We start from the raw sequence: 15,830 nt of genomic DNA on the forward strand, positions 1-15,830 counted from the left end.
GAGCGGTCACGACTGGGCGGCGTTCTTCAACTCGGCGATCAGGCGTGGGGTGAGCGCGCCGCCCGCCCGGCTGGCGAAGAGCGTCATCTCGTACGCGACCGTGCCGAGGCTCGCCGAGCGGTCCGCGATCACGCCCAGCACCGAGCCCGCGCTGATGGCGGTGACCAGCAGGTATCCGCCCGTCATGTCGATGACGACGCGGTTGAGCCCGCCGAGGGCGTACCAGTTGGCGGCCCCGCCGGCGAGGCTGGTGAGTCCGGAGACCACGGCGGCGAGCCGTTCGGCGTTCGCGCGGTCGGCGATGTTGGACATCGCCATCAGCAGGCCGTCGGCGGAGACCGCGATGGCCTCCCGTACCCCGGCGGTGCTGGAGGTGAACGAGTCCAGGAGCCAGTTGAAGGTCTGCGCCTCGGGGCTCAACTGGATTGAGTTGTTCACTACTGGGTTCCTTCCTGCTGCAAGGCGCGCGCGACGCCGGATTCGAACTGCTCGAGCGAGTCCCGGGCCGCCTCCGGGTCGGGCGACCACAGGTCGGGCAGCACCTGTGCCGGTGGCTGGGACGGGAGGTCCGCCGGCAGCGTGGCGCCCGGAACCCGGCGGGTGAGCGGGGCACGTTGCCCCGTCGCCGGCGGCGCGATCACGGGCGGTACTTCACTGTGGACGACCGGAGCGGACACAGTGGACTCGGCTCGCCGTACCCCCGCTTCGAATTCCTCGACAAGCGCGCGGGCGGTCGCGGCATCGACCCCCGTGGGCGTTGGCGCCTTGCTCTCCCTGGGCGACGTCCCCTCCGGGAGCTGCGCTCCCGGAACCCGCTGCCGGAGGCCACCAGGTCCGGTCCCGGTGGCCGGCGCGGTCGGGGCCGCCGTCGTGTGCGGCGGGGGTGCGACGGGAGCCGACCGGATCACCGGTGCCGGCTCCTCCGTGGTACGCGGGGCGAACGCGTTCCAGCTACGCCCACTGCCGATCGTCCGCGTGGCCCGGTCGAGCGCGACCACGTTGAAGGAGGTCTCCTGGTCGCTGGTGGCCACGATGGCTCGCGCCACCGCCTGCTGCACGATCGCCGGCTCGTCGCCGCCCTGCGGGGCCGCGTGCAACTGCCGTACCGAGGCCAGCCCGCGCGCGGGCTTGGGCGGCTGCGGCGGGGCTACCGTCTCCGGCTCGGGGATGGCGCTGCGGATCAGGTGGTCCTGTCCGATGTCGACGGTCACGGTCACGCCGCCGCCGGGCGTCTCGGCCAGCGCCACCGCCAGCCCGTGCTTGCGGGCCAGCCGGCCGACCACGAAAAGCCCCAGCACCTCGGTGGGCGCGAGGTCGAGCCGCTCGCGGTGGGCGAGGCGGTTGTTCTCCTCGGCGAGCCGTTCCGGCGGGAGCCCCAGGCCGTGGTCGACGACGCGGACGCGTACGACGTGGCCGGTCGCCATCGCGGAGACGGTGACTCGCGTGTGCGGCGGCGAGAAGACGGTGGCGTTCTCCATCACCTCGGCGAGCAGCAGCACCAGGTCGCCGGTGAGCGCGGGCGAGACCGCGATGCCGGCCGGCACCTGCACGTCGACCCGCGTGTACTCCTCGATCTCGCCGAGCGCGAGGCGTACGACGTCGGCGAGCGGCAGCGGCGTGATGTGCTCCTCCGCGCCGGAGACCCCGGCCGAGCCGGAGAGCACGACGAGGCTGCCGGCGTTGCGGCGCAGGCGGCTGGAGATGTGGTCGAGGCGGTACAGCTGCTGGAGCCGGGTCGGGTCGGTCTCGTCCTGCTCCAGCCGGTCGATGAGAGCGAGCTGGCGGCCGACCAGGTTCTGCGTACGGCGCCCGACGTGGCCGAACATCTGCGCCACGTTGCGCCGGCTGCTCACCTGCCGCTCGACCAGCCGGGCGGCGGTGACCTGCACGCGGTCGAAGGCGCGCGCCAGGTCACCGATCTCGTCGGCCGAGCGGACGTCGACCGGTTCGAGGTGGATCGGCTCGGCCTCGTCGTCCGCGTCCTCGTCGGCCACGCGCCGCAGCTCGGTCTCGGCGACGGTGGCGACGCGTTCGGCCGAGCGCGTCAGGCTGGTCAGCGGCCGGGCCACCGCACGGGCCACGACCACGCTCATCAGCACGACGCCGATCAGCACGAGGAGGGCGAGCGTGATGACGCCGTACGCGGTGGTGAGGACGACCCGCTGCTGCCGCTCGACCTCGGCAGTGACGTCGGTGACGATCTTGCGTTCGACGAAGCGGCCCAGGACGATGAACGACTCCAGCGACGGGTAGAGCTGCTCCACCTGGAAGCGGGCGAGCGACTGGAGCGGGTTGGTCTGCACGGTCACCGGGAGGTCGGCGCCCACGCGGTCGTTCAACGCCTGCTGCACGAGCTGGAAGAGTTCGCTCTGCTCCGCGGTGGCGTACGCGTTGAAGCGCGTGATGATCGCCTGGAGCGCGGCCAGGTTGGCGGTGTAGCCGGTCATCGCCGCGGGGCTGCGCTCGGCGACCATGACCACCATGAGCGCGGCGCCGGCGCTGATGAGGTCGTTCATCTGGAGGACGGTTTCGAGCGCGACCACCTGCCGGCCCTCGGTGGTGCCCACGTCGATGTTGTCGAGCAGCCGCAGCGAGTCGAGGATGCGCGCGGTCACCGCGCCGTACGCGGCGATCACCTGGTCGGCGCGGAGGGCCTGGCCGAGCACGCCGGCGCGCACCTCCTCCAGGCTGTCGATCGCGTCGATCGCGTCGGAGACCCCCTGCGGCAGGTCGCTGCCGAGGTTGGCGCGCAGGTCGGTGGTGCGGTCGCCGACCGCGGTGGTCTGGAGCGTCAGGCTGGAGCCGTCGACGGTGCCGAGCAGGTAGCCGACCGACAGCATCCGCTCCTGCTGGAGGTCGCCGACGAGACCGCCGACCTCGCTGGCGACCCGTACGGTGCGGGCGGTGTCCGCGGCACGACCGGCCAGGCCGGCCCGGTTGATCACGAGTGGGACGGTGAGCACACCGACCAGGAGCAGCGGCACCATGACCAGGACGGCCAGCTTGCCGCGGACGCGCAGCCTACCGAGCAGCACCGGTCGGCTCCCACCGGTACGCGACCGACTCGGGCGTTGCCGGCTCGGTGCCCGCGGGGCGGGGCGGCACCGTCCGCTGTGGATTGCCGAACGGCCGCCGGCGTCGCCGCCGCTTGCGCAGCGCGAGTGCCGTGGGTACGGCACAGCCGAGCACCGCCACGACCAGCGCGGTGAGCGAGATCAGCCGCTCGGTCTGGATGTTCGACTGGCGGTCCTCGATGAGGACGTCCAGCTCGGCGAGGATCGCGTTGGAGAGTTCGGAGGCGGCGGCCTGCACCTCGACGCGCGCGGTGTTGAGCCGGTCGGGCGCGGGCAGCGGCGCGCGCCCGTCGAGCGTGCCCGCCGAGGCGGCCAGCCCGTCCATGCTCCGCCGGAAGCGGTCCAGCCGGCTCAGCAGGTTGCTGCCGAGCCGCCGGCTCTCCGTGCTGTCCACAGCGGACTGGAGGCCGTCGGCGAGGTCGACCGCGGGGTCGAGGGCGATTTCGCGGGCCGCGTTCAGCTCGGCGATCGCGGCGGTACGCTCCGCGGCCGGCCGGGTCGAGGCGATGCCCACCAGGTCGGCGAACTGGCCGGCGGCGACCACCGCCTCGGGCAGCTCCTCGGCCGCGCCGTCCTGGAGGAAGTACGTGTCCGCCTCCGGGTCGCGGATCAGCTGCGAGTTCTCCCGGATCTTGCCGTACAGGGCGAGCAGCAGGTCGGTCACCTCGCTGTACGCCGCGTACACGCGCGTCTTGTCGCCCGTCGGTACGGAGGCGAGCGCCTCGATCTTGACGCGCAGGCCGGACCACCGCTCGCTGGTCCGCAGGTCGTCGCCGAGCCGGTCGTCCACCTTGGTCGTGGCGTCGACCGCGCGGGTGAGCGCGGTCCGGTCCACCGCCCGCCCGGCCACCGCCGCCGACTGCGCATTGGTGAGCGCGGTCGTGACCTGGCCGAGCGTGACGAGGTACTCGATGCCCTGCCGCTCCTTCGCCGCGAACGAGAGCCGTTCCGACTGCCCTTGCCACGCCTGCCCGAAGAGCACCCCGGCGGGGATCAGCAGCGCGAACACGAGCAGCGGTCCCACTAGGGATGCTCTCGCGGGCGCGTTCGGCGTGGCAGCGCTCATCGTCCACCCTCCCGGCGGCAGCGACGGATGGGATGGCAGGGCCCCCACAGCTCACGCGACCGGTATCGCGGTGCCACCCGCCGAGGAACTTAGGCCGGCTAACAGCCGTAGCGGAACCGTTCCAGAAGGTAGGTGTTGCAAACGGGAGCGCTCCCAGCGCAGAGCGTAGATGTTCGTTTATCGCAGCGTCGTTGCCTGGGCATGGCAAAGGTTTGCTGCACCTGGTCTGTCAGTAAAGGTCGGAATGTGCGACATCCGAATTGGTCTGTGCCGCGCTGTGTGTCCGGTCAGTCAGGGTGCGCCGCGAGTTGATCGATTACGCGCCTCTCGTCACCCTAGTCCGCCCGGCTGGCCGACGCGGGGTCAACCGATCCGCTTGGTGCCTGCCACGCTCCGTCGCTCGGCGCTCGTCCGCCGTCGTGCTCATGGTCCGTAGCCTCGCGACTCCCGCTTGGTGCCTGCCACGCTCCGTCGCTCGGCGCTCGTCCGCCGTCGTGCTCATGGCCCGTAGCCTCGACCGCTGGTAACAGACCCGAGCTAGCGTTGGCCGGTGACATCAACGCCTGAAACCATCAGGACGGTCGGTGAGCTGCGCGCCAGCGGCCACCGGCACCGCACGGTCAAGGAAGAGCTTCGCGACAACCTTCTGGCCCGGATGCGCGACCGCAGCCCCCGGTTCCCCGGCATCGTCGGTTACGACGAGACCGTGCTGCCCGAGGTGGAGCGCGCCCTCCTGGCCGGCCACGACATGGTCTTGCTCGGCGAGCGGGGCCAGGGCAAGACCCGGGTCATCCGCTCGCTGGTGGGGCTGCTCGACGAGTGGACGCCCGTCATCGCCGGCTCCGAGCTCAACGAGCATCCGTACGAGCCGCTCACCCCCTCGTCCCGCCGCCAGGCCGAGGAGCTTGGCGACGACCTGCCGGTCCGGTGGCTGCACCGGTCCATGCGATACGGCGAAAAGCTCGCCACCCCGGACACGAGCGTCGGCGACCTGATCGGCGACGTCGACCCGATCCGCGTGGCCCAGGGGCGCACGCTCGGTGACCCGGAGACCATCCACTTCGGACTCGTACCCCGTACCAACCGGGGCATCTTCGCGGTCAACGAGCTGCCCGACCTGGCCGAGCGGATCCAGGTCTCGCTGCTCAACGTGCTGGAGGAGCGCGACATCCAGGTGCGCGGCTACCAGTTGCGGCTCCCGCTCGACGTGCTGCTCGTGGCGAGCGCCAACCCGGAGGACTACACCAACCGCGGGCGCATCATCACCCCGCTGAAGGACCGCTTCGGCGCGGAGATCCGCACGCACTACCCGCTCGACCTGGCGCTGGAGCTCGACCTGATCCGCCAGGAGGCGCAGCTCGTGGCCGAGGTGCCGGAGCACGTGCTAGAGGTGGTCGCCCGTTTCGCCCGCGCGGTTCGCGAGTCGCCGTCGGTCGACGCGCGCTCGGGCGTCTCCGCGCGGTTCGCCATCGCGGCGGCCGAGACGGTGGCGGCCTCCGCGCTGCGCCGCGCCGGCATCCTCGGCGAGCCCCACGCCACCGCCCGCGTCGGCGACGCCACCTCGATCACGAGCACTCTGCGGGGCAAGGTGGAGTTCGAGAGCGGTGAGGAGGGGCGGGAGATCGAGGTACTGGCCCACCTGCTCCGCACCGCCACCGCCGAGACGTTCCGGGCCCGGCTGGCCGGGCTCGACCTCTCCGGCTTCACCGACCTGGTGGCCGACGGCGAGATCGTGGAGACCGGCGAGCTGGTCGGCGCCGAAGACCTGCTCCGCCAGGTCGGCACCGTGCCCGGCCTCGCCAAGGTGCTCGCGCGGCTCGGCTTCGACGACGCGCCGACCCCGGCGCAGGCGGCGGCCGGCGTGGAGTTCGCGCTCGAAGGGCTGCACCTGACCCGCCGCCTCTCCAAGGCCATGACCGACGAGGGGCGCACCCTCTACGGGGGCCGCGAGTGAAGTCCAACCGCTTCCGGTACGGCGCCTGGCGCGGCGGGCCCGACCCGCTCGCGCCGCCGTACGACGTGCGGGCCGCCGTCGACCAGGTCGGCGGCGAGGTGCTGGCCGGCGGCAGCCTGCGCGAGGCGCTGCGCAACCTGCTCCGGCGCGGCCCGGACGGCGGGCGGGGCCTCGACGACCTGGCCGCCCGGGCCCGGCGGATGCGCCGCGAGGCGATGCGGAGGGGCAACCTCGACGGTGCGGTCACCCGCGCCCAGGCGCTGCTCGACCAGGCTCTCGCCGCCGAGCGCGAGGAGTTGGGCCGGCGCACTGACGACGCGGCCCGGTTCAGCGAGGCGCGGCTCGACAGCCTGCCCCGCTCCACCGCCCGCGCGGTGGAGGAGCTGGCCGACTACGAGTGGGCCAGCGACGAGGCGCGCCGCACGTACCAGCAGATCCTCGACGGCCTTCGCGACGAGGTGCTGGAGCAGCGCTTCGCCGGACTGCGGGAGGCGCTCGGCAACCCAGACCCGGCCGCCCAGCGGCGCGTGGCCGAGATGCTCGCCGACCTCAACGCGCTGCTCGACCGGCACACGCGCGGCGAGGACACGACCGACGCGTTCAAGGAGTTCATGCGGCGGCACGGTGACTTCTTCCCGGAGAAGCCGGGCTCGGTCGACGAGCTGATCGACGCGCTCGCCCGCCGCGCCGCGGCCGGGGAACGGCTGATGCGCTCGCTCTCCCCGCAGCAGCAGGAGGAGCTGTCCCGGCTGATGGCGCAGGCGCTGGGCAACGCCGGCCTCGCCGACCAGATGGCCCGCCTCACGGCCAACCTCCGTACGCTCCGACCCGACCTGGGCTGGGACCGGCGGACACAGGTACGGGGCGAGCGAGGGCTGGGATACGGCGAGGCGGCCGGCGCGCTGGCCGAGATCGGCGACCTGGACGAGCTGCTCGACCAGTTGGGCCAGGAGCATCCCGGCGCCACGCTGGACGACATCGACGTCGAGTCGGTCGAGCGCGTCCTCGGCCGGGACGCGGCCGGTGACGTGCGGCGGCTCCAGGAGCTGGAGCGCGAGCTGCGCCGCCAGGGCTGGCTCGGCCGGGGCGCGGAGGGGCTCACGCTCAGCCCCAAGGCGCTGCGCCGGCTGGGCGGCACCGCCCTGCGCCGTGTCTTCGCCTCGCTGGAGACCGGCCGCCGGGGACAGCACGACCTGCGCGACGCGGGCGCGGCCGGCGAGATCACCGGCGCGTCCCGCCCCTGGGAGTACGGCGACGAGCAGCCCATCGACGTCGTACGTACGGTGGCCAACGCGGTCCGTCGAGGTGGTGGGGGCCGGGTCTCGCTACAGGTCGACGACTTCGAGGTGGTGGAGACGGAGCGGCGCGCCTCGGCGGCGGTGGCGCTCTGCGTCGACCTGTCGTACTCGATGGTCGCCGAAGACCGCTGGGGGCCGATGAAGCAGACGGCGCTGGCCCTCTCGCACCTGGTGGCGACGAAGTTTCCGCAGGACGCGTTGCAGATCGTCGGCTTCGGCCGGTACGCGATGCGACTCACGGCCGAGGAGCTGGCGGCGGTGGAGCCCGACTACGTGCAGGGCACCAACCTCCAGCACGCCCTTCAACTCGCCGGCCGCCACCTGCGCAAGCACTCCGGCTCCGAGCCGGTGGTGATGGTGGTGACCGACGGCGAGCCCACGGCACACCTGGAGGAGGGCGGCGAGGCGGTGTTCTTCTGGCCGCCGCTGGCCGAGACGGTGCAGGCGACGGTCGCCGAGGTGGACGCCCTGACCCGCTACGGCGCCACGCTCAACCTCTTCATGCTCGGCGAGGACGCGGGGCTGCGCCGCTTCGTCGACGCGGTGGCCCGCCGTAGCGGCGGCCGTGTCTTCACCCCCGACACCGAAGACCTCGGCCGCTACGTGGTCTCCGACTACATCCGCGCCCGCCGGGGCCGCGTGGCCCGCTGACCTCCGCACCGTCCGGGCTCGCGCGGGCGGCGAAAACCGGGTCGGCGTGCGGCGCCGGCTCGGGCGTGTGGACGCGGAGGGCGCGGCCGCGGGAGCGGCGGTCCGGACCACGACGGCCATCGCGGCAGCCCAAATGGATCTGGTGCGGGCGGGCCAGAGGCCGGCGGGTCCGCTTCGGCTAGGCGTGGTCGCGGGCGGGCTGCGTGTCGATCGTGGCCGGCGAGTCGTCGCGGACGTAGACGAGCAGGTCGCCGGTCTCGATCGTGGCGCACTCGGGCGAGGCGAGCGACATCACGCGGCCGTGCCGCACGATGGCGATCACCAGCTCGCTCACCTTGCGCGGCGACTTGCCCACCTCGGCGCGCTCGGCGGAGCGCAGCGCCAGCGCCATGCCCCGGCCGGGCGTGAGCAGGTCTTCCACCACGTCGATGAGTGGCGGTGCGGAGGTGGAGAGGCCGAGCAGGCGGCCGGCGGTCGCGGACGAGACGATCACTTGGTGGGCGCCGCTCTGCTTGAGGAGCGGCGCGTTCTCCGCCTCGCGGGCGGCGGCGATGATGCGTACCTTGCCGGCGGTGATCTGGCGCGCGGTGAGCGTCACCAGCACGGACGCCTCGTCGGTGTCGGTCGCGATGATCACGGCCTTGGCGTCTTTGATGTGCGCGTCGGCCAGGATGGACGAGCGGGTCGCCGACCCCTCCAGCGTGACCAGCCCGTCGGCCGTGGCCTGGCGCACCGCGCCCCGCTCCGACTCGACCACCACGATGCGCTTGATGTCGAAGCCGTTTTCCCGCAGCGCCGCCACGGCACTGCGCCCCTTGGTGCCGTATCCGCAGACGATCACGTGGTCCTTCAAATGCTTTCTCCACCGGGTGAGGCGAGCGTTTGTCCGGTACTGCTCGGTCAGCACCTCCAGTGTCGTGCCGACCAGGATGATCAGGAACAGCACGCGCGCCGGTGTGACGACGAGGATGTTGACCAGTCGGGCATCCTCCGACATGGGCGTGATGTCGCCGTAGCCCGTGGTCGAGAGGGAGACGACCGCGTAGTAGAAGCAGTCGAGCAGCGTGATGCCGTCGCCGTTGACGTCTCGGTAGCCGCCCCGATCCAGGTAGACGACGGCGACGACGCCCAGCACGAGGGCAACGGCGGTGAAAAGGCGCACGCCGAGGGCGCGCAGCGGTCCCCGCGTGGGGACAGGCAGATGGATCACGGTATGTCTCGGACCTGCACGCCTACACGATAGATCAGCCGCTCTGCCTCTGACCTGCACCCATCCGACTTCGGAGCGGTCATCGCGGACTTGCGTTGATCAAGGAGCAAATGGGGTACGAAGAGGACATGGAGCATTTCACGATCGCGACCGTCGCCGAGGAGAACCCGGACTTCCGGCGGGTGCTGTGGACCGGGCAACACGTGCAGCTAGTGATCATGACAATCCCGCCAGACGGTGAGATCGGCGAGGAGGTCCACGAGACCACCGACCAGATCCTCACGTTCGTCAGTGGCGTGGGCGAGGCGAAGGTCGGCGGCCAGATCCGCAAGGTGGCCCAGGGCGACCTGGTCGCCGTGCCGGCCGGCACCAAGCACAACTTCGTCAACAAGGGGCCCAATCCGCTGGTGCTCTACACCGTGTACGGCCCGCCCGAGCACGCCGACGGCGCCATCCACCAGACGAAGGAGGAGGCGGAGCAGGCCGAGGAGTCAGGTCAGGACGAGCCGCCCACCGCGTGACGCCGTTCGGACGGGCCGCCCGCTGGTCGGACAGGATCGTCAGTCGGTCTTGAGTTCGCGGCGTGCCGCCTGGATGAGCCGGCGCCGTGCCGCGCTCACCGCCTCCAGTTGGGCGGGACGGTCGGCCAGCGGTGCGTCGCGCAGCTCGCGATGCTTGATCAGCAGGTCGACGCCGGCCGTGCCGACCTTCTCGGAGGCGAACAGGCGCAGGCGGGTCAGGTTCATGCGCAGCTCGGCGAACGCGGCCTCGATGGCGCCGTCGAGGCGCGCCGCGGCGGCCGGGTCGAGCGGCTGGGGGCCCAGCTCGTGCCGGTCGTGGGCCGCGTCCGAGCTGCGCCAGCTCGCCTCCAGCAGGGCGACCAGCGTGTCCGAGAGAGCCTGGCGGGACCAGCCCGTGCGGTCGCGGCTGCGGGTCAGGAGTGTGGTCACGACGATGTTCGCCCCGCTGATGAACGCGGCCGTGAACGCCGCCCACTCGCCGAACCCCATCGCTGGCGATCCCTTCCAAGTACGCCGACCCGCAGAGTAGCGAAGCGGGCACGAGGCCGGTAGACCAGACAATCTGGGCGCGGCTAGCATCGGCCGTGACCCCCTCGTTCTTGTCGTCTGGAGACTTCGTGCCGCCCCGGCTGACCGTGATCGGCAAGCATTCCGAACTGACGGCCGGCGATGTCCGGCGCCTGGTCCACTTGGTGGTGGGAGAGCAGCAGCCGAAGAGTGATTCGAGAGCCGGCGCGACCATCGACGTGCGCGTGCTCCAAGGCGGTTACAGCGGCCTGCTGGTCGCGATGGTGTACGCACCGGGGCGCGGGCTGTTCATTCTGAAAGGCGGCCCGAGCGACGAGATCCGGCTCGAGCACCAGAACCGCGTCGCATTTCTCGGCTCCGCCGACGAATGGCTTGTCAACAACCAGCTCGACGGCATTTACGGCCCGGTCGACGTGGAAATCCGCGACCAGTCGGAGAGCTGGAGCGCGATGGCGTACCGCTATATCGGCAGCCGCACCTACCGCGAGCTGGCCGATTACAGCGAGTTCGGCGAATTCCTCCAGTCGTTCGTGCGGATGCCGATGGCGGAGGGCACGCCGCCGGAGCGCACGGTGCGGGCCTGCCTGTACAAAGTGGCCAGCCTGCTGGTGCGCAACGCCGACCTGCAAAACGAGGAGGAGGGGCGGCCGCTCGTCGAATACCTGCCGGACGTCGACTGGGATCGGGACATCAACGCCAGCCTCACCACCGCCGCCGCGCTCTGGTCCGACATCGAAGACCTGCGCGACTTCCGGGCCTGGTACACCGAGGCGGCCGCGGCGGTGCGCGTGGCGCCGGTGGCCGACCGTCGGCTGATCCACGGCGACGCGCATCTGGCCAACATCCTGGTCAACAGCGTGCGCGCGGAGGTCGACCTGATCGACTTCGGCAAGGGGCGGCAGGCGCACGTCTTCGAAGACCTGGCCCGCTTCGAGGTCGACCTGATCCTGCACACCACGCCCCGCCACGCGCACGGCGGCGCGCTGGTGCAGGACGAGCTGCTGGAGACCGTCAACCTGGTCGGCGACGACGACTTCGCGCTCCGCGACTCGCCCGACGAGCCGCGCCACCGCCGCGGCCTGCGGATGTGGCGGCAGGAGCTGTGTGCGGTGCTGCGCGGCACGTCGCTGCCGGGCGCCGCGATGATGTACCGCTGGTTCCTGCTCAGCGAGTGCCTCAAGCGGATCCGCTGGGTCACCAAGAACGGCCCGGTCGCCGCCGGCGTCGACATGCTCTCGCTGCTCCGGATGATCACCGCGCTGCGCCGCATGCTTGACGGCCATCGCTACGCTCCGGAGACGGTGATATCGACCACTGCCGAAGCGTTGACCCTGCTGCGCTGCACCGCCGCGTACGTACCGATGCACGGTCACGAGCTGTTGACGAACGAGAAGCGCAACCGCGCCAAGGAAACCGCACTGCACGCCTCCGCCGACCGCGGCGCGTCCGTGCGGATCACCGCCGAGACCGGTTACTCGTACCTGGCCACGCGGGGGGTCTTCAACTCCCGGATCAAGCGTCTGCTGGCGGCGGGAGCGAGCCTCCAGATGGTCATCTGCAACCCGTACTTCCTGGAGGCGTACGGGATCTCCGCCAGCTACGACCCCGACGGGCGCCGGCTCGGCTCGGTGGTCTCCGACCGGCTGGAGCTCCACGCCGACCTGGCCCGCAAGTTCGAGGCGAGCCTGCGCGGCTACGAGATCCTTCGGGAGGAGTACAAGAACCTCGTGGAGGTAAGGCTCGCCCGGTTCGGCATTGGCGCCACGGTGCTGCTGACCGAGCAGGCGTACTTCTTCGAGCCGTACTTCCACGCCTCGCGCAACCGCCGCGAAAGGGTGCTGTTCGACACGTTCGAGCTGCAGTTCGAGACCGGTGGGCTGCACATGAAGCGGCTGCTCGAAGAGACGTTCTCGTTCCACTGGAACAACGCGGACGCGGTCACCGACGCGAGCCAGTTGGAGGAGCGATGCAGGAGGGCACGCACGAGCGTCTTCGAGGCGTGGGAGGCGACGGAAAGCCAGTGACCGCCGCCGTCGTGCCGCTGGTGGCGGAGCACGACTCGTGGATCACGGTGGACCCGATCCTCGGATGCCCGGCGGACTGCGCGTACTGCTACCTCGGCCCGCTCGGCCTGCGGGCGGCCCGGCCGGCGGTGCGGGCCACTCCGGAGATGGTGGTCGCGGCCGTGGAGGACTACCTCTGCGGGCGGCGCGCCGGGGTAATCGACCCGGCGACCGACCAGACGCCGCTGTGCGTGGGCAACTACACCGACATGGTGCTGACCCGCCCCAACCGCGAGGCCCTGGTGCGGATTGTGGCGCTGCTCGCCGAGCGGATCCCGCGCCGGCCGCTCGTGGTGGTGACCAAGGGGCGGCTCGATCCCGACCTGCTCGCCGCGGTCGACGGGCACGGCTTCCCGATCTACTGGTTTCTCAGCCAGTCGCTGGGGCGGCACGCCGGGCTGCCGCTGGAGCGCGGCCCGATCGCCGACCTGGACACCACGCTCGACAACGCCCGCCTGGTGTCGCGCACCGCACACCAGAAGGCGGTGCACTTCTGGCGCCCGTTCGTGGCCGAGCTGCGGCAGAGCCGCGCCGAGCTGGAGACGCTGGTGGGGCGGCTGGCCACCGCCGACATGGCCTGCTCCGTCGTGGTCGGCCTGACGCGTGGTCCCGGGGTACCGACACGGGAGGAGCGCCTCGTCACGCTCCTGCCGGAGTCGATGGCGGCACCGGCGGGGCAGTGGGAGGTCTTCGACGAGGAGGGCTGGACGGACGCGCGGGCGACCGCACTGGCCGCCGGCTACCCGTTGTACCGCAACACCTCGTGCGCGCTGGCGTTTCTCGGCGGAGAGCCGGAGGCGCTGGGCACCTGGCGGCAGCCGTACAACGCGCACCGCTGCCTCCCCGCCGCCTGCCCGCTCGTCCAGCGGGGGCGGTGCGCCGTGGCGGCGGCGGGCGAGTGGACGGACGCTGCGACGCTGGCGGCCAGAGTGGCCGCGTATCTGGGTCTCGGCGCGGGACAGGTGTCGGTCACCGCGGGGGAGCTGGTGATCGGTGACATGATCGACGAATTTGACTACAATACACTCCTGCACGGCTACGGTCGGCATTTGGCGATTCGAGCCCAAGGAGTGCGGCGACAGAAGGCCTGGCTGGGGTCGTTTACCGAAGGGGGGCTCGCGGCGTGACGGTCGTTTCCCCTGTTTCGGTGCCCAGCGGTTACAGCACCGTTCGGGCGGTTCGTCGCTTGCGTCGCGTCACGGGTTTTGTTTCGGTGTATGGCGAAGATCGCGATCCGCGCACGTCGGCATTTGCTCGGATATGGCACGTCGGCCGCATGGCCTGGGTCGCTCGCCGCCTCGCCGAGCGCCAGCCCGGTGTCGATGTCGAGCGAGTCGTGCGGCTCTGCCTCCACCACGACCTCAACCGCTGGCCCTTCGCGCACAACACCGAGTTGGGGCGCTTCGACCAGGCTGGCAACATCCGCGTGTTCACCAAGTCCCTCGTCGACGCGCGGCTCTCCGACGAAGACTTCGCCGACCTCGAAGGCGTGCACCACAAGCGGATCGACGAGCTGAGCCCCGAGGGGCGCATCGTGCTCGGCGCCGACGCCATTACCGGCGTGGTCGAAGATCCGCTGCTGCTGGTGACCGGGCTCAACGTCCGGCCCGACTACATCCCCGACCGGGTCTCCCGCGTGCTCGGCTTCACGCTGCGCGCCGAGCCGTGGCGGGGTCGGGCCCGGCGGCTGGCCAAGGAGTTCCACGGCAGCGGCACGCCCGATCCGGCGCTCTTCCGCGCGGAGTTCGCCCGCCTCTTCCGCGACCTCATGGCGACGGTGCTGGAGCGCGAGACCCGTCCCGAGCGCCTGCTCGACGTCGCGGCCAGCGTCAAGACAGCCTTCGTCCGCCCGCACGTCTTCCCGGTCAACAACGAGATGGTGTGCCGGTCGAGCTGGATGCGCGAGCACGTGATGCCGCGATACCTCGCCCGATACGCCGACGTCGACCTTGTGCTCATCGACGAAGACGACTTCGTGCGGCGGGCGGTGCGGATCGGTGCCGCCGCCAGCGCCGACGACTTCCGCCCCCGGCTCGACGCGGTTCGCGAGCACTTGCCCGACCTGGCCTTCGTAGGCGGCCGGGCGGCGGTGGTCGAGCGCGGGCGGGTCGCCAGGGCCAGCCAGGTGCGCCGCCCCCGGCTCAGTCCCGTGCCGCGACTAGCGACTCGGTGAGCTGCCGCAGCCGCTTGCGAAAGTCCAGGTCGTATGCCTGGTCGAGCGCCCGCGATTCCTGCTCGCCGTTGAAGTAACGCCCGGTCACGCCGGCCAGCGCGGGGTCGATTACCAGTCGTAGCGTCGCGTGGAGACCGCGCTCCAGCGTGTCGACCTGACCCCGGCCCGCCTGCGCCACCATCGCCGTCGGCATCAGCGTCGCCGGATGCAGGCAGTTGACCGTCACACCGCTGCCGGCCAGCTCCTCGGCGAGGTCGAAGGTGTGCGCGACCAGGGCGAGCTTCGCCCGGCGGTACGCCTCGGTGCCGTCGTAGTCGCGCTCCATCATCGGATCGTCCACATCGAACGGTCGCTGACCGATCGAGGCCACGTTGACGATCCGGGCCGGCGCCGCCCGCTCGATCCGGGGGAGCAGGAGCCGGGTCAGCAGGTACGGCGCGAGGTAGTTGACGGCCAGCCGCAGCTCGTATCCGTCGGCGGAGAGCTGCCGTGGCTCGCCGGGCGGGCCGAAGCCGACGCCCGCGTTGTTGACCAGCACGCCGAGGTCGCCGTCGACCGACTCGGCCAGCCGCCGTACCTCCGCCAGCGACGACAGGTCGGCCCGGATCGCCTGTGCGCCGGTGCGCTCGGCCACCTCGTCCAGCCGGGCGGCGTCACGGCCGTGCACGATCAGCTCGTGTCCCCGCTCGGCGAGGGCGTACGCGAGCGCCCGCCCCAGCCCGTCCGACGCTCCCGTGATCAAGATCCGCGTCATGTCTCCACGTTATCCGGGTACTTGAGCCCGGTGCCGGTGTTGAGCACCACCGCCTCCTCGTCCTCACCCAGCCAGCCGGAGGCGCGCAGCGCGCGGGCGGCCGCCAGGTCGTACCGCGCGAGCAGCGGAGACCCGCACGCGCAGAGATTTCGCGGCCGGCTGGCGTCGTAGCGGGTCTCGCACCGCGGACACTCGAGGTCGAGTAGATAGGTGGCAGTCACCAGGCAATCTTCGCTCGACACGCATCGTCGTGTCTGGACGTTGGGTGAACGGCGGAGTAGGTTGGCGACGCGAAGGACGCTGTCCGGTGGACTGCCGTCGCCAGCGCACTCATCGTCCACAGAAGGATACTGGTCGGGATGGATGCCACCGCCGACGACAGCCAGTTCGACCTCGTCGATCTCAATGCCATCAGCCTGGCCGATCTGCGAGGACTCGACGGGTCGGCCTTCGGCCAGTCGCTGCGCCGCATCCTCGACGACATCGACCGCCCGCAGGACGCGGTCGCCGGCTGGAACGCCGCCATCGGCTGAGCCGG

At 71.5% G+C, this 15,830-nt stretch carries 14 protein-coding genes; 7 read left to right on the top strand and 7 right to left on the bottom strand.

Features of this window, described 5'->3' with window-relative positions; genetic code table 11:
- Positions 1-6: 6 nt before the first annotated feature.
- Genes ACFFIA_RS23395 through ACFFIA_RS23405 form a run of 3 tightly spaced genes read right to left on the bottom strand, consistent with a single transcriptional unit; the run spans position 7 to position 4,098 of the window.
- The gene (locus tag ACFFIA_RS23395) at positions 7-438 is read right to left on the bottom strand and encodes a roadblock/LC7 domain-containing protein (RefSeq protein WP_377253768.1); all 432 of its coding nucleotides are present in this window, start codon (positions 436-438) and stop codon (positions 7-9) included.
- Entirely contained in the window at positions 438-3,035 is a 2,598-nt protein-coding gene (locus ACFFIA_RS23400; protein ID WP_377253769.1) for a sensor histidine kinase, read from the bottom strand. The genes ACFFIA_RS23395 and ACFFIA_RS23400 overlap by 1 nt, the downstream gene beginning before the upstream one ends.
- Positions 3,022-4,098: a hypothetical protein gene (locus ACFFIA_RS23405; RefSeq protein ID WP_377253770.1), complete on the bottom strand. Its 1,077-nt coding sequence runs from the start codon at positions 4,096-4,098 to the stop codon at positions 3,022-3,024. Before ACFFIA_RS23405 ends, ACFFIA_RS23400 begins: the two co-directional genes overlap by 14 nt.
- A 592-nt stretch (positions 4,099-4,690) precedes the next feature.
- Between ACFFIA_RS23405 and ACFFIA_RS23410 the strand changes: the two genes are divergently transcribed.
- Positions 4,691-6,094, top strand: a complete 1,404-nt coding sequence (locus ACFFIA_RS23410) for a sigma 54-interacting transcriptional regulator (protein WP_377253771.1) — start codon at positions 4,691-4,693, stop codon at positions 6,092-6,094.
- Positions 6,091-8,043, top strand: coding sequence for a vWA domain-containing protein (locus tag ACFFIA_RS23415; protein ID WP_377253772.1), 1,953 nt, complete (start codon positions 6,091-6,093; stop codon positions 8,041-8,043). Before ACFFIA_RS23410 ends, ACFFIA_RS23415 begins: the two co-directional genes overlap by 4 nt.
- A 178-nt stretch (positions 8,044-8,221) precedes the next feature.
- On the opposite strand, the gene ACFFIA_RS23420 is transcribed toward ACFFIA_RS23415, so the two are convergent.
- Complete coding sequence (locus ACFFIA_RS23420) at positions 8,222-9,253, bottom strand: potassium channel family protein (protein WP_377253773.1); 1,032 nt, start codon at positions 9,251-9,253, stop codon at positions 8,222-8,224.
- 128 nt (positions 9,254-9,381) lie between these two features.
- Here ACFFIA_RS23420 and ACFFIA_RS23425 point away from each other — a divergent pair, with 128 nt between their 5' ends.
- Complete coding sequence (locus ACFFIA_RS23425; protein ID WP_377253880.1) at positions 9,382-9,774, top strand: cupin domain-containing protein; 393 nt, start codon at positions 9,382-9,384, stop codon at positions 9,772-9,774.
- A gap of 39 nt (positions 9,775-9,813) precedes the next feature.
- Here the strand turns inward: ACFFIA_RS23425 and ACFFIA_RS23430 are convergent, their stop codons facing one another.
- Positions 9,814-10,263, bottom strand: a complete 450-nt coding sequence (locus ACFFIA_RS23430) for a hypothetical protein (protein ID WP_377253774.1) — start codon at positions 10,261-10,263, stop codon at positions 9,814-9,816.
- A 95-nt stretch (positions 10,264-10,358) separates the two neighbouring features.
- Here ACFFIA_RS23430 and ACFFIA_RS23435 point away from each other — a divergent pair, with 95 nt between their 5' ends.
- From ACFFIA_RS23435 to ACFFIA_RS23445, 3 genes are all read left to right on the top strand, one after another.
- The gene (locus tag ACFFIA_RS23435) at positions 10,359-12,326 is read left to right on the top strand and encodes a phosphotransferase (protein WP_377253775.1); all 1,968 of its coding nucleotides are present in this window, start codon (positions 10,359-10,361) and stop codon (positions 12,324-12,326) included.
- A complete protein-coding gene (locus ACFFIA_RS23440) occupies positions 12,323-13,492 on the top strand; it encodes a hypothetical protein (RefSeq protein WP_377253776.1) in 1,170 nt (389 codons plus the stop codon). The genes ACFFIA_RS23435 and ACFFIA_RS23440 overlap by 4 nt, the downstream gene beginning before the upstream one ends.
- A 149-nt stretch (positions 13,493-13,641) precedes the next feature.
- On the top strand, positions 13,642-14,538 hold the full coding sequence (locus ACFFIA_RS23445) for a hypothetical protein (protein ID WP_377253777.1): 897 nt from the start codon (positions 13,642-13,644) through the stop codon (positions 14,536-14,538).
- Here ACFFIA_RS23445 and ACFFIA_RS23450 read toward each other — a convergent pair.
- Together ACFFIA_RS23450 and ACFFIA_RS23455 are read right to left on the bottom strand one after the other, a co-directional pair.
- Positions 14,507-15,292, bottom strand: coding sequence for an SDR family NAD(P)-dependent oxidoreductase (locus ACFFIA_RS23450; RefSeq protein ID WP_377253778.1), 786 nt, complete (start codon positions 15,290-15,292; stop codon positions 14,507-14,509). The two genes, ACFFIA_RS23445 and ACFFIA_RS23450, sit on opposite strands and share 32 nt — an antisense overlap.
- On the bottom strand, positions 15,289-15,513 hold the full coding sequence (locus ACFFIA_RS23455) for a hypothetical protein (protein WP_377253779.1): 225 nt from the start codon (positions 15,511-15,513) through the stop codon (positions 15,289-15,291). Before ACFFIA_RS23455 ends, ACFFIA_RS23450 begins: the two co-directional genes overlap by 4 nt.
- Positions 15,514-15,651: 138 nt before the next feature.
- On the opposite strand from ACFFIA_RS23455, the gene fxsA reads away from it, so the two are divergent.
- Positions 15,652-15,825: an FxSxx-COOH cyclophane-containing RiPP peptide gene (gene fxsA / locus ACFFIA_RS23460; RefSeq protein WP_377253780.1), complete on the top strand. Its 174-nt coding sequence runs from the start codon at positions 15,652-15,654 to the stop codon at positions 15,823-15,825.
- Positions 15,826-15,830: the final 5 nt, after the last annotated feature.

This window comes from Phytohabitans kaempferiae (assembly GCF_042433955.1).
GTDB classification, from domain to species: Bacteria; Actinomycetota; Actinomycetes; order Mycobacteriales; family Micromonosporaceae; genus Phytohabitans; species Phytohabitans kaempferiae.